The 12,882-nt window shown below is 69.7% G+C and carries 11 protein-coding genes; 2 read left to right on the top strand and 9 right to left on the bottom strand.

Going from position 1 to position 12,882, the window contains the following annotated elements:
- Positions 1 to 511: 511 nt before the first annotated feature.
- Entirely contained in the window at positions 512 to 2,656 is a 2,145-nt protein-coding gene (locus tag U9979_RS12780) for a hypothetical protein (protein ID WP_322779560.1), read from the bottom strand.
- Positions 2,657 to 2,750: 94 nt separating this feature from the next.
- Complete coding sequence (locus U9979_RS12775) at positions 2,751 to 3,383, bottom strand: class I SAM-dependent methyltransferase (RefSeq protein WP_322779559.1); 633 nt, start codon at positions 3,381 to 3,383, stop codon at positions 2,751 to 2,753.
- A gap of 362 nt (positions 3,384 to 3,745) precedes the next feature.
- On the opposite strand from U9979_RS12775, the gene U9979_RS12770 reads away from it, so the two are divergent.
- A complete protein-coding gene (locus tag U9979_RS12770) occupies positions 3,746 to 5,614 on the top strand; it encodes an FGLLP motif-containing membrane protein (protein ID WP_322779561.1) in 1,869 nt (622 codons plus the stop codon).
- Between the two features lie 82 nt (positions 5,615 to 5,696).
- Entirely contained in the window at positions 5,697 to 6,314 is a 618-nt protein-coding gene (locus U9979_RS12765) for a class I SAM-dependent methyltransferase (RefSeq protein WP_322753759.1), read from the top strand.
- Here U9979_RS12765 and U9979_RS12760 read toward each other — a convergent pair.
- From U9979_RS12760 to U9979_RS12730, 7 genes are all read right to left on the bottom strand, one after another.
- Entirely contained in the window at positions 6,273 to 7,352 is a 1,080-nt protein-coding gene (locus U9979_RS12760; RefSeq protein WP_322779558.1) for a hypothetical protein, read from the bottom strand. The genes U9979_RS12765 and U9979_RS12760 overlap by 42 nt on opposite strands.
- Positions 7,339 to 8,070, bottom strand: a complete 732-nt coding sequence (locus U9979_RS12755) for a class I SAM-dependent methyltransferase (protein WP_322767575.1) — start codon at positions 8,068 to 8,070, stop codon at positions 7,339 to 7,341. Before U9979_RS12755 ends, U9979_RS12760 begins: the two co-directional genes overlap by 14 nt.
- Entirely contained in the window at positions 8,064 to 9,395 is a 1,332-nt protein-coding gene (locus tag U9979_RS12750; RefSeq protein WP_322779557.1) for a glycosyltransferase family 4 protein, read from the bottom strand. Before U9979_RS12750 ends, U9979_RS12755 begins: the two co-directional genes overlap by 7 nt.
- 127 nt (positions 9,396 to 9,522) lie before the next feature.
- The gene (locus U9979_RS12745; protein WP_322748014.1) at positions 9,523 to 10,335 is read right to left on the bottom strand and encodes an amidohydrolase family protein; all 813 of its coding nucleotides are present in this window, start codon (positions 10,333 to 10,335) and stop codon (positions 9,523 to 9,525) included.
- A 38-nt stretch (positions 10,336 to 10,373) separates the two neighbouring features.
- A complete protein-coding gene (locus U9979_RS12740) occupies positions 10,374 to 10,913 on the bottom strand; it encodes a MarR family winged helix-turn-helix transcriptional regulator (RefSeq protein WP_322748013.1) in 540 nt (179 codons plus the stop codon).
- Between the two features lie 72 nt (positions 10,914 to 10,985).
- The gene (locus U9979_RS12735) at positions 10,986 to 11,936 is read right to left on the bottom strand and encodes a S1C family serine protease (RefSeq protein WP_322748012.1); all 951 of its coding nucleotides are present in this window, start codon (positions 11,934 to 11,936) and stop codon (positions 10,986 to 10,988) included.
- Between the two features lie 321 nt (positions 11,937 to 12,257).
- The coding region (locus U9979_RS12730; RefSeq protein ID WP_322779556.1) for a tyrosine-protein phosphatase at positions 12,258 to 12,882 on the bottom strand (625 nt) is incomplete at its 5' end.

Genomic DNA, 12,882 nt, shown 5'->3' with positions numbered 1-12,882 from the left:
CAGGAAGTGATGTTTACGACTGGGAAGAGCGCGAAGACCCCCAAGGGCAGCTACGGGGGTCGCAGACCGTCCTGGCAAGCGAGACGTCGAGTGCGGGACGCGTCCTGGAGGGGAAGCGCTTCATGTCCCCCACGCCGTCCATCGAACGACGGCAGATGAACCTTGATCCATCGGGGTCGGCGGCTTTGGTCAACCATGGTCTTTGGACAAGACGTGAACTCGATCATAAGCCTGGAGGTAAACCGCCTTGCTGACAGACAGAAATAGCAGGTCAGAGGCGAGATCAACTTCTTGAGATGAAGATCACTCAGATCTACGAGGGCACGAACCAGATCCAGCGCGTGGTCATGGCCCGTCAGCTCCTCGGCCACTGACCGGAGTTTGTGATCAATATTGGATGATCTTTCGAGGTTTGTGCGGCGTGGACCGGCTTGTTGATCGCACAAACCTCGAAAGATCACCTTCGTGGACCTGGCCGGCGGTGAACCTGGCCGGCGGTGAACCTGGCCGGCTATGAACGTGGCCGCGAGCCCGGTGGCCGCGAGCGACGCGGGGAACGCGGGGAACGCGCGCGAGCCGAGCGCAGGGGGCCGCGACGCTGCAGCGGCTCGATGACCAGCGTGCGCAGCTCGTCCAGCCCGGTGGTGTCAGGATGGCCCGAGTGCAACACTGCGGTGAACAGGTCCCGTGTCTCGCCGGTGGCTACCTTTGCGAACGATTCGCGCACCGCGTCCGGGCCGGCGATTTCCAGGAGCTGGAGCAACTGCTCGGTGACGATCAGTAGACCTTCTGGTTCGGTGAGGTCATCCGGGCTCAGCTCTTCGTCGGAGACGAGGTGGTGCACGGCGATCGGTCCCAGCACGGTGTCGGAACGCAGCCGCCGCAGCAGCGCCCTCCGGTCGGGCTGGGCGGCGGCCAGTACGTCGAGCATCGCGGCGGCCCGGTTGCGGAAGGGGCAGCGGCGTACCGCGTCGAGCAGCTGGTCCAGACCGGTGTCCGCGCCACCGTGGGCGGCCAGCCAGCGGGAGATCTCCTCCTGGCCTGTTTCCGGCGTGTGGTACTGAGCAATCATGCCGAGCAGCTGCGCGGGCGCGGCATCGGACAGCTCGCCGACCAGCGGCATATGGCGTCCTTCGGCGAGCAGCCGAATGCGGACCGCATAGGTGCCCAGCGGGGTGAGCACCACGGTCTCGACAGGCCCAGCGTCGGCGGCGAGCGCGACGCTGAGCCGTTCCCGGGCGTCGGGGGGCAGGACGGTGATGTTCCCGGTCGGGTTCTCCTCGGCGTACACGTCATCCTCGGGGTCGAAGTCGCCCCCGAGTTTGCCCCCGAAGTCGCCCTCGTCGCCGCCGTTGACGTCGTCGCCGAGGTCGGAGCGGAACATCGGATCGACGGGTCCGGTGCTCAACTCCACCCCACCGGCGGCGGCCAGCACGCGCAGTATCCGCCGCAGGTCACCCCCGACGACGGTGCGCCAGATCTCCTGCTGTGACTCGTCTGCGTCGTCGATGGCGAACGCGGCCTGGCAGGACGTCCACATGCTTTCGCCCAGGCGCACGACGGGAACGGGCGCCGGCATGCCGTAGATGGTGTTGAGGAGGTCCGGCGCGATCTCCTCGAAGAGATCATGGAGCATTCCTGGGCGGTGACCGTACAGCCTCGGGCGTACGACCGCGTCGGCAAGCTCGGCGAAGGTGTTGATGGCCATGGTCCACAGGGCAAGGCCGTCGAGCAGCAGGGGCTGGGACTTCGCGATCTGCACCAGCCGGCTTTTCACCACCCGGATCAGCCGGAGCTTCTTGGCCCATTCGACGATAAGGGTGAGCCCGGGCAGGTCCGCGCTGCTCTTGGTACGCCACACCCGCCCGCCCACGATGGGGTCGATCGTGTCGCCGGTGTCGACCAGCGTGACCAGCTCACGGGCGTCAGCGAGTTTGAGTTGGCCGGTCGTGGTCAACGGGCGACCAGCATGGCCAACCCAGTCGGTGAGCGCCCGCAACTGCCGGACGAGACGGTTCTCCTCCGCCATCGCGGCAAGCTCGTTGGTTGGCGGGATCGATACCGGCAGTTGTATACAGGCGCGTTGCGGTAGCTCGCCGGCGCCGCCAAGCTGGCGGGCGATGACGTGCCGGAGCGCCTCCTGGTCATGCTCGACCCGGCCGGCCCGGGCGTCTGAGGTGAAGCGCGTCATGGCGACAGCGTCGGTGGGGTCGACGCCGGATGCGATCGCTCGCATGACCCAGAATTTCGCGATGCTGAAGTTCTGTTCGTCCGACATCGTGTGGCGAAACTCGGCGTCGATGGCGGTGAGCGCGGCCTCGATCTCAGGCAGTGGGTCGCAGGCAGGGTCGTCCAGGTCGGTGGTGCGCAGATAGCGCAGCAGGGTGAGCAGCGTGCCCGCAGCGTCCACGGCGTCGTCCGCAGTGACCGACAGCCTGCGCGGTACCCAGCCCAGCAGGAATTCCCGAGCGAGGTCGACGGTCCAGTACGCCAACCGTCCGTCGACACTGTGGTGGCGGAACTCCAGGGCTGCGGTCAGAATGAACGGATCGGCGGCCACCTGCTGGTGATTCGCCCACGCCGTGCATCGACGAATCAACAGCTCCTTCGCGGCGTCGAACTCGTCCTGCTGCTCTGGTTCGAAGTGTGTACGCATCTCCGCTGGCGCCTTCCCTGCCGATCGCTTCTCGGCCAGGTTAGCGGTCAGGACGAAAGGGGGCGCGACGGGGCAGTTACCGTACCCTTCGCCCTCAGTGCACGACGGGGCCCGCGCGGTGCACGCTGACCGCGTAGCCGCCGCCGTCGTACACATCGCCGTCCCAGGTCGCGTAGCGCTGGTCGAGGGTGAGCCCGGCCGTTGCGCACCACCGGTCGTAGTCGGCCAGCCCGAATGGCGCAGCGGGCAGCGGCAGGTGGTCACGATCCAGGCCGAAGCCGGCGACCAGCAGGCCGCCGGGTACAAGCCGCTGCGCGATCGCGGCGACGACCAGCGCCTCGGTGCCGGGAGCGAGCAGCGGGACGACGTTTCCGGCCGCGACGACGAGGTCGAAGAACTCCGCCAGGTCCGCCAGGGTGTTCATGTCAACCAGGTCGGCCAGCAGCCACGTCACGTCGGGTCCCGCGGCCTGGGCCTCCGTCAGCATGGAGGCGTCGTTGTCGATCCCGGTGCAGGAGTGGCCCTGTTCGGCCAGCCGGATCGCGACCCGGCCGGTCCCGCAGCCTGCGTCCAGGATGCGCGAACCCGGCGGTACCAGCGACGCGCACAGCGTGGCTTCGCCGTGGACGTCCATGCCCGCCGCGGCCAGCCGCGCGAACTGGGCCGCATAACCCGACCCACGGCTGCCATCGGTGATGGCGGCCCATCGACTCGCACCGTGTTTCACGTCCACATCGTCATCATAAGGTCCGATCAATCCGCCTTGGGCCTTCGACCTTGGACCCTCCTTGGGCCTGGTTGCCGGTGCACAGCCGCGCCCTGGCATCCTTCGGGATTACGGCGCTGATCAGCGCGTGCCGGGCCGGGTCCGGGCCGTTGATCGCGGGGAGTTCAGGCGGGGTTCGTGGGGTGGAGGGTGGCGTGGCGGCGGCGCAGCGACACAGGGTGGCCGACAGTGGCCCGAGGACTTCGGCCTCCGGCGATGCGACAGAACCAGGATCGCATCGCCTTTGGCCCGACAGGCGGATTCTGACTGTAGGACGGGCGCTCCTCGCGTTCCTGGTGGTATGGGGCGCGGCAGTGGCGTTCATGATCGCGTGGGGGCCGGAGCCGTCGGCTCGCGCAGCGGTGCAGGCGGCCGCGGTCACGGCGCCGGGACCGTCGGTGGCACTGCGCCCCGGTTCCGGGCGGGCCGGAGTTTCCGTGACAGCGAGCGGGGCGGGGTTCGCCTGCACCACCATGCGGGTCCCCACCGTGGACGTGTCGTGGGACCGAACCCAGGCCGTCGGGACGGCGTCGGTGAACTCCGGCGGCTTCAGCCTCACCTTCCAGGTACCCGCCGGAGCTGTCGCGGGTTCGCACACCGTCACCGCTTCATGTCCGACGGTTTCCGCATCGGCGACGTTCACCGTGGTTGCGCCCACCCCCACGCCGGCACCTACGCCCACGCCGGCACCCTCGTCCCCGCCGGCATCCTCGCCGGCACCCCAACCCACCGCAGGTCCGGCATCCACCGCGGTTGCCGGCACTACAGGGTCGACCGGTATGCCCACAGGTGGCCAGGGTGCACCGGCGACCGCGGGGGCACCGGTCCAGGACGCGGCGGCTCCCGGTACGACCGCGTCGGACGGGGCCTCTTCGGACGGCGGCATCCCGGGACCGGCGGCACCGACCGGGTCCGACGCGCCCGGGGCGGGGTCTGCGGCGGCTCCGGGGTCGACAACGTCCGGCCGGGCCGGCGATGGCGCCGGCACCGGGAGTTCCGATGGCTCCGGCGGTTCGGGCGGGACCGGCCGGGGCGGATCCGGGGCACCGGGCAGCCAGGCGGGCGACACCGGCGGGCAGCTGCGTTCCGGCTACGCCCGGGCGCTACCGACCCCCGGTGAGGTCTTCCGCCGTCCCGCCCGGGTGGGTGTCGCGGCTGGGCTGGCCGTGCTGCTGCTGCCGCTGGTCGGCTTCGCCGCCGAGCTGTTCCACAAGACGGTCCACCACAATCAGGACATCCTGCGGCGCTGGTTCGTCTGGGCATCGCCGTTGCCGGTCCGGGCTGGACAGCTGCCGCGACCGCTGTTGGTTCCCGGTTTCTTCCTGCTTTCCACGGCGCTGGCGGTGCTGGTGGAGCCGGGGGTCGGGATGAACGCCGCGACCGCCGCGCTCGTCGTGGGATTCGGGGTCGCGATCCCGCTCGGTGTGCTGCTCTACAGCAGATCCATCGACAGCTACGAGCGGCGGGTCTGCGGTGGCGCAGGGGGTGGGCTGGAGCTGCTGCCCGGTGCCGCCGTCGTCGCGATCGGCTGCGCCCTGCTGTCCTGGAGCGCTGCGTTCAACCCCGGTTACGTGTACGGGCTGATCGCCGAGTATCGCGCCCGCGGCCGCCGTCGCCTCACCCAGCGGACCGAGGGCCAGGCGGTCCTGCTCGGCACGTTGGTGATGCTGGCGGTCGCCGTGGCGGCGTGGCTGGTACGTGTCCCGGTGAGCTCGGCGTTGGCGCGCCACGGGTCCGGGCCACCGGGGTTCGCCCTCGCGGTCATCGAGAACGTGCTGTGCCAGGTGGTGGCGGGCTCGATTGTGGCCGCCCCGATCGTCCTGCTGCCCATCCATTACATGGACGGCCGCAAGCTGTGGGAGTGGAGCCGGCCGGCCTGGGCTGCGACCTGTGCCGTCGCGCTGACGCTGTTCGCGATCCTGGTGCTCGACCCGTCCGGACTGCTCGGGATGGCCACCGGACAGGTCTGGGCGCGGGCGGTCTGGCTGTTCGGCGGGTTCGCGGTGGCCTCCGTGCTCTTCTGGGCCTTCTTCCAGATCGTGCCCGCACGTCTGCTCGGCCGGCCGGAGGGCACGCCGGGCGATACCAGCGCAGATACCGTACCTCTCACCGTCCGTCACCGCGCTGCGCAGGCTCCATCGCTGCGCAAAGAGCATGATCGCGGGGCCTCTCGACCGGACGGCGCCTGGTAGTTACGGCACCTCGGTAGTTACGGCAGCTTGGTAGTTACGGCAACTTGGTAGGACGGTCCGGAAACGGGTGGGAGGAACTGGCGTGGACGTTGCATTGCGGCAGGCGGCTGAGGCCGCGACGGGATTCATGCCGCCGGGGGAGGGGCTCGCCCTGTACAGCGCCGCGGCGACGGTGCCCGCCGGCGGGCTGATCTGCGAGATCGGTACATACTGCGGCAAGTCAACGCTGTATCTGGCGGCGGCGGCCCGCCAGGTAGCGGCGACGGTCGTCACCGTCGACCATCACCGCGGTTCGGAGGAGAACCAGCCGGGTTGGGAGTATCACGATCGGTCCCTCGTCGATCCCCGCACCGGTCGGCTCGACACGCTGCCCTGGCTGCGCGCCACCCTGGACGCGACCGGGGTGGCGGACGTGGTGACGGTGGTCGTCGGCCGCTCCGAGGCGGTGGGGCGCTGGTGGACGACACCGGTCAGCCTGCTGTTCCTGGACGGTGGGCATACTCGCGCGCAGGCACAGGCCGACTACAGTGCGTGGGCGCGGCATATCCCACCTGGCGGTCTGCTTGCCATCCACGATGTGTTCCCGGACCCGGCGGACGGCGGTCAGGCGCCCTTCGAGGTGTTCCAGCGGGCACTGGTCGAGGGATTCACCGAGCGGTCATGCACAGGATCGCTGCGGGTCCTCGAACGCGCCGTCTGACCCGTGGCCGGGCGCCGGCCGCCACGCGGGCAGGTCGTCGCCGCGGAACGCAGCCTCGGTGACCCCACCGGCGAGGGTGTCGACGGCGAGCAGGACCGCTGCGGCCGTCCATGTGCTCTGCTCCTGGGGCCAGTACACCCTTTCGGCGAACTGCCAGCCCGTCCAGTAACTGCCGTCGACGTGCCGCAGGCGTTGAACGTCGCGGACCAGCGTGGCCGCGGCCCCGCTCTCCCCGACCAGGTGCAGGGCGATCGCCAACTCGCAGGTTTCGGCACCGGTGACCCACGGCTGGTCGGCCACACATCGGGCGCCCAGGCCCTCGACGACGAAGTCGTCCCACCGGCTGCGCAGCCTGGCCCGGCCAGCCGACCCACGCACCGCACCGCCGATCACCGGGTAGTACCAGTCCATGGACCAGCGGCGCTTGTCCGCGAAGCGCTCCGGATGGTTGCCCACGGCATGGCGCAGCGCGCCCGCAGCCGCCTCCCAGCCTGGCGGCGTCTCGCCGACGAGGGCGGCGATACCGAGTCCGCAGCGCAGGCTGTGCAGGGTGCTGGAGCAGCCGGTGAGCAGCGCCTCGGGGTAGGCGGCGCCGCTGGCCGAACGGGCCCACCAGATCTGGCCGCCGGTGGCCTGCAGGGCCACGACGAAGTCGAGTGCCCCACGCACGACCGGCCACATCCGGTGCAGGAATGCGCGGTCGCCGGTGGCGAGCCAGGTGTGCCAGGCAGCGGTCGCCACGTACGCGCACTGGTTGCTGTCGGCGAAGTCGTCCTTGATCTGGCCGGCGACGTAGCTGGTCGCCCACGATCCGTCGGCCCGCTGGGTACGGCGGATCCAGTCCCAGGCGGCGTCCGCGGCGTCTGCACGGCCGGCGATCCGCAGCGCCATGGCACACTCAAGATGATCCCACGGGTCGGTGTGTCCGCCGGGATACCAGGGGATGGCGCCGTCGGGTTCCTGCACGGCGGCGATGGTGTCCGCGGTCTCGGCGATCGCGGCCGGGGCGAGTAACGGTGTGGATTCAGCCGGCCGCACGCGAAACCTCCGGTTTGCGCAGGTACAGGACGACGCTCTTGCCGATCAGCGGGTTGAGGATCCGTTCGGCGACGCGGGTGGGCCAGGGCCGGCGCATCATGTCCCAGACCAGCACCCGGTGGTAGAGCCGGGTAGCGGGATGATCGTCGTTGTGCACCCCCACCAGGCAGCGCAGCCACCAGTACGGAGCGTGCAGGGCATGGGCGGTGTGCTCGTCGACGGGCTCTAGCCCTGCGGCGCGCAGTCGGTCCAGTAGATCATGTTTCCGATAGATGCGGACATGCCCGCCTTCCACGCTGTGGTAGGCCTGGGAAAGGCTCCAGCAGATCTTCTCGGGAAACCAGGCGGGGACGGTGACGGCGGCGAGCCCACCCGGGCGTAGCACGCGGGCAAGCTCCGCCATGGTGGCGACATCGTCCGGGATGTGTTCGAGGACCTCCGCGGCGATGACCCGGTCGAAGGCCGCGTCGGCGAACGGCAGCGCCAGCGCGTCCCCGCGCACGCAGGCGCCCCGGGCTTGCGGTCCTACCGGCTCGTGGGCGGCCATCGCGGCGAGCAGTTGCCGCACGCCGGTGACCTCAGCTGTCGCATGGTCGAGGGCGACCACGTCCGCCCCGCGCCGGAACGCCTCGAAACTGTGCCGGCCCGTGCCGCAGCCCAGATCGAGCAGGCGGCATCCCCCGGTGACCGGGAACCGGTCGAAGTCGACCGTCAACATGGACGTGGGCCGGCCGCCGACGTGTGATCGCGCCTGGACCGGACCGCGTCGATCCGCTCGCAATACCATGCCGCGGTCGCGCTGGCCGCGGCCCGCCAGGAGAACCGGTCCTCCACCCGCTGCCTCCCGGCGGCGCCCATCCGCGCGCGCAGCGCCCGGTTGTCCAGCAGCCGCCCGATCGCGGCGGCCAGTGCCTCGGCGTCCCCGGGCGCGACGAGCTCGGCGGCCTGCCCTGCCGGCCCGACCACTTCCGGGAGCGCGCCGGCCGTGGTCACCACCAGCGGTAGGCCACAGGCCATCGCCTCGACCGCAGGCAGGCTGAAGCCCTCGTACAGCGACGGCACCACGGCGAGCTCCGCCGACCGCAACAGTGTGACCAGGTCGACGTCGGAGAGATTCGACTGGAACGTCACGACGTCGGCGAGGCCGAGCTCCTCGACCTGGCGCGCGGTGGCGCCACCAGGCCGGGCCATCCCGACGCACATCAGATGGGCGGCGCGCTCGACGCGAACCTTCGCGAGCGCCTCCAGCAGCACTCCCAGTCCCTTCAGCGGCACGTCCGCGCTGGTGACGACGACGATGCGACCGGGCGTCGGTGTCGTGGCCGAGGCACCGGCACCGGCACCGGCTGGCCGGAAGACATCCGAGTCGACACCGAGCGGGACGGTGCGGATGAGCTCCGGTACCACCCCCATGTCAGTGATGATCTCCTGCCGGGAGCTCTGGGACGGGACGACGATGCCGTCGAGGCTGCGTGCCACCCGGGCCTGCATCGGGAGGAAGGAGTACCAGCGGCGGATGCCGATACGTGCGGTCCGGTCGGGCGCGGCCGCCAGCGCAACGCGTCGGTCGACCGTGATCGGATGGTGCACGGTCGCCACGACCGGAACCCCGTGCGGGCGCAGCGCCCGGCGTAGCGCGAGCAGTCCGTAACCGAGGCCCTGGTTGTCATGCACGATGTCGAAGTGGGGTGGGCGGCCCGCGCTCGGCCCCAGGGCGCGAGCGGCCCGGATGCTGAACGCCAGCGGCTCGGAGAACTGGCCGGTGCGCATCAGGCCGAATTCGACGATGTCGGCGACGGTGCGTAGCTCCCGTGGGGACGGCCAGCGGAACGGGTCGGACGTGGCGTACAGGTCAAGGCTGGGCAGGGTGCGCAGGTCGACCCCGGAGTCGAGCAGCGGGTAGGGCGGCCCGGTCAGCACCGTGACCTGATGACCCAGCGTGACGAGTTCGCGGGAGAGATGCCGGACGTACACGCCTTGACCGCCGCAGGTGGGGAGACTGCGGTACGACAGCAACGCGATCCGCAACGGTGTCCTCTCCATAGCTTCAGACCGGTCCCATGTCGGTCCCGGACTGGTTCCAGCTCTGGTCGCATGCCAGGGTGACAGTGAGCCGTTTCCGGAACATTAGGGTATATCCGGTTGATCTTCGTGAGATCGCCGAGCGCACTCAGATCGCGAACACCCGTCGGGCGTTGCCAGCCAGGAACAGTTCCCGTGCCTGCGGGTCGAGGTCGAGGTCGGCCAGGCCGTCCAGTGCCCGGCCTGGTGTGATCATCGGAAAGTTGGAGCCGAACAGCACCTTGCTGCGCCCGCGCCCGCGCATGTACTCGACCAGTTCGGTCGGGTAGCGGTGGGTGGCGTAGGCGGAGGTGTCGATGTGGACGTTCGGGTACTTCGAGGCCAGGGCGATCATCTCGGTGGTCCACGGATGGCCGATGTGCCCACCGACGATCACCAGCTCGGGAAACTCCAGGGCCACGTCGTCGAGGTAGGGGATCGGCCTGCCCGTCTCCGAGGTCCGCAGGGGTCCGGTGTGGCCGACCTGGGTGCAGAACGGGATCCCCAGCTCGACGCACTCGACAAACAGCGGATAGTAACGACGGTCGTTGGGAGGTAGCGCCCACAGCCACGGTACGACCCGCAGCGCCCGCAGACCCAGGTCGTGAACGGCTCGCCGAAGTTCGCGAACGGCGGCGATCGGGTAGCGAAGGTCGACCGCCGCCACCCCGGTCAGCCGGTCGGGGAATCTGGCGACGAAACCGGCGACCTCGTCATTGGAGATCAGCGGCCCGCACGGGCCGACCCAGGCACAGATCAGACCGCGTTCGACGCCAGCCTGGTCCATCGCGGCGATCGTATGCTCCAGCGGAGGTGCCACGGTCGGATTCTGCGCGCCTGTCCAGCGGTGCAGCGATGCGAACATGTCGTCCTGAAGGAAACGCAGCGTCGGATGTTGCAGCCATGCGTCGATGATCGTCATCGTCCGTGACCTGCTCCCATGATTGTAGAGCGCCCGGCTCAGCTCGTCTCGTCGGCGAGTCGCGCGAGTGCGCCCCCGGCGCGCATGAGGTCCGCCAGATCCTGCCGGCTCAGCTGGGAAAGGCGCCGGGAGTACCAGTCGTCGACGACGCGCCGGGACTCCGCAACGGCGCTGAGACCTTTGTCGGAAATCCGCACGATGAACTGGCGACCGTCGTACTCGTCGTTTTCCTTGATTGCCAGACCCCCTTCGATCAGCGTTGCCAGCGCGCGTGTCATCGATGGTTTCCGGACACCTTCGAGACGGGCGAGTTGTGTCGGTGTCAGCGGCCCCATTCGTTGCAGAGTGGAAAGGGCTGAGATCAGGCTGAATGGCAACGCCCGCGGGTCCCGTTGGCGTTCGGCCCGTTGCGAGCGCGCGAGCTTGGTTATCGAGGTTCGCAACGTGGCCACGAATACCGGGTCGAGGCGGTCGTCGTCGTGCGGGCCGGTGCCCTTACCCCCGCCGTCGGCGGTGGTCGGGTACCGGCCGCGTCCGGTGGACGACGGGCCGCTGGTCGATCGCACGGGCACGGTCATCGCCAGATGGTAACGATGTCCGCGCCCGGCGGTGCGTTGCCGGGCGGGGCGTCCAGGTGATGGCCGTCCCGCTCAGGTGAGCGCCAGTTCCCGAGGGACGACGATGACATCGACGAGCGCGCCACGTCGCCACACGGTCACTTCGATCGGGTTTCCGATGGTCTCCTCGGTCATGAGCCGCTGGAGGTCCCCGGGTGCGGCGACCGGCTGCCCGGCGACCGAGAGCACCAGATCGTCGGTGAACAGGCCGGCCTGCCCGGCCGGGCTGTCCACCACGACCTCGGCCAGCCGGACCCCGTGCCGGCGGCCGAACCGCTCGGCCAGTCGTGGCGGCAGCGGTGCCCGAGCACTGGCGACCCCGAGGTAGGCCCGTCGCACCCGACCGTCGCGCATGAGCGCGGCGAGGATGCGGCGGGTAGTGGCGTTGACCGGAACGGCGAGCCCGAGCCCGATCCCGGCGACGGCCGTGTTCACGCCGATGACATGGGCGTTCGCATCGGCCAGGGCGCCTCCGGAGTTACCCGGATTGAGGGCGGCGTCGGTCTGGATCACCTCGTCGATGATGCGGACCGTGGCGCCGGCCCGGGTCGGGAGCGACCGACCGAGCGCACTGACCACTCCTGCGGTGACGCTGCCTGTCAGGCCCAGCGGGTTGCCCACCGCGACGACCAGTTGACCGACGACGAGTGTGGCCGCGTCGCCGAGGGTGGCCGGCGGCGGGGTGGCGCTGCGGGCGCGCAACACGGCGAGGTCGGACAACGGATCGGCGCCCACCACGTCCACCAGGCTCTCCGTGCCGTCGGTGAACTCCGCCGTACCCACCCCGACGCCCGTTTCCCCGGCCGGCGGCCCGCCGTCGATAACATGGGCGGAGGTGAGCAGGAAGCCGTCGTCGGTGAAGACGACGGCGGAGCCGGCTCCCTCGCCGCGACGCGTCCGCACCCGCAGGCTTGCGACCGACGGCGAGATGGCGGCGGCAACCTGAGTCACCACCTGCGAGTAGGCATCCAATGGATCAGTCATCCCGGCCTCCCGAACGTGCTCCTGCGCCCCTGGTGCCGCCCGGGCGCGCGAACTGGGCCCCGATCGCGCGCCCGGCGGCATCCTGAACGCCTGTAACGATTACACAGTTACAGCCGTAGCAACACAGGAGCGGCAATCGACCTTCCCGGTCGGCCGTCCGCCGTGGGCGTACACCGACTCCGACTCCGACTCCGACACCGTCGGCCAGCTGAGGTGATCTTTCGAGGTTTGTATGATCGACGAGGGTGATTTCGGCGTACAAACCTCGAAAGTCCGTCGGGCGATCTTAGTGGTCGGCGCCGGATCGCGGCTGACGGGGCGTCAGTCGACGAGCGTCTTGCGCAGAACGTCCAGCTCGGCCTGGGTGATGCCGTGACCGAGTGCCCAGCCGGCCGCGCCGCCCCAGCGCTGGTCGAGGGTTTCGAAGAACGTCACCATGGTCTCGGGACGGCAACCGATGTCGCTGCGCGCGCTCCGGCTGTAGGTCGGCATCGCGCTGAGCCGTGTCTTGATCTGCGGTAGCCGCTCGTTGGTCATCACATAGTCGTCGACGATGGCCTCGCGCCGTACTCCGACGATGTCCAGGACGAGCGCGGCAAGTACGCCGGTGCGGTCCTTGCCCGCCGCGCAGTGGAACAGGGTCGGCAGTTCGGCCGGCTGGGTGAGTAGCCGCAGGGCGGTCGGGACCGCGCTGGCGGGGCGGGTCAGATAGTCCAGGTAGTGTTCGACGGTTTCCCGCTTGGACCGCTGCTCGACGATCACTTTGTGTTCGGGGTCACCGGGCACAAGGTAGAGGTCGGGTATGAACGCCGTGTTATGGTATCCGACCTCGGTCTCCGCGAGCAGCCCGCGGCCCTCGGCCGCTGCCTCCTTGGGTGTACGCAGGTCGAGTACCGTGCGCAGACCGAACTCATTGATCAGTACGTTCGTGGCGTCCACCGTGAGC

It is taken from the genome of Protofrankia sp. Cas4 (genome assembly GCF_963555915.1).
Taxonomy (GTDB): Bacteria; Actinomycetota; Actinomycetes; order Frankiales; family Frankiaceae; genus Protofrankia.
This window is presented reverse-complemented; position numbering and strand designations above follow the sequence as displayed.

What these genes read in the sequence shown, in the direction of transcription:
- U9979_RS12780 (WP_322779560.1), bottom strand. Translation starts at nt 2,656, where the DNA reads ATGCGTACACACTTCGAACCAGAGCAGCAGGACGAGTTCGACGCCGCG.
- U9979_RS12770 (WP_322779561.1), top strand. Translation starts at nt 3,746, where the DNA reads ATGATCGCGTGGGGGCCGGAGCCGTCGGCTCGCGCAGCGGTGCAGGCG.
- U9979_RS12755 (WP_322767575.1), bottom strand. Translation starts at nt 8,070, where the DNA reads ATGTTGACGGTCGACTTCGACCGGTTCCCGGTCACCGGGGGATGCCGC.
- U9979_RS12750 (WP_322779557.1), bottom strand. Translation starts at nt 9,395, where the DNA reads ATGGAGAGGACACCGTTGCGGATCGCGTTGCTGTCGTACCGCAGTCTC.
- U9979_RS12745 (WP_322748014.1), bottom strand. Translation starts at nt 10,335, where the DNA reads ATGACGATCATCGACGCATGGCTGCAACATCCGACGCTGCGTTTCCTT.
- U9979_RS12740 (WP_322748013.1), bottom strand. Translation starts at nt 10,913, where the DNA reads ATGACCGTGCCCGTGCGATCGACCAGCGGCCCGTCGTCCACCGGACGC.
- U9979_RS12735 (WP_322748012.1), bottom strand. Translation starts at nt 11,936, where the DNA reads ATGACTGATCCATTGGATGCCTACTCGCAGGTGGTGACTCAGGTTGCC.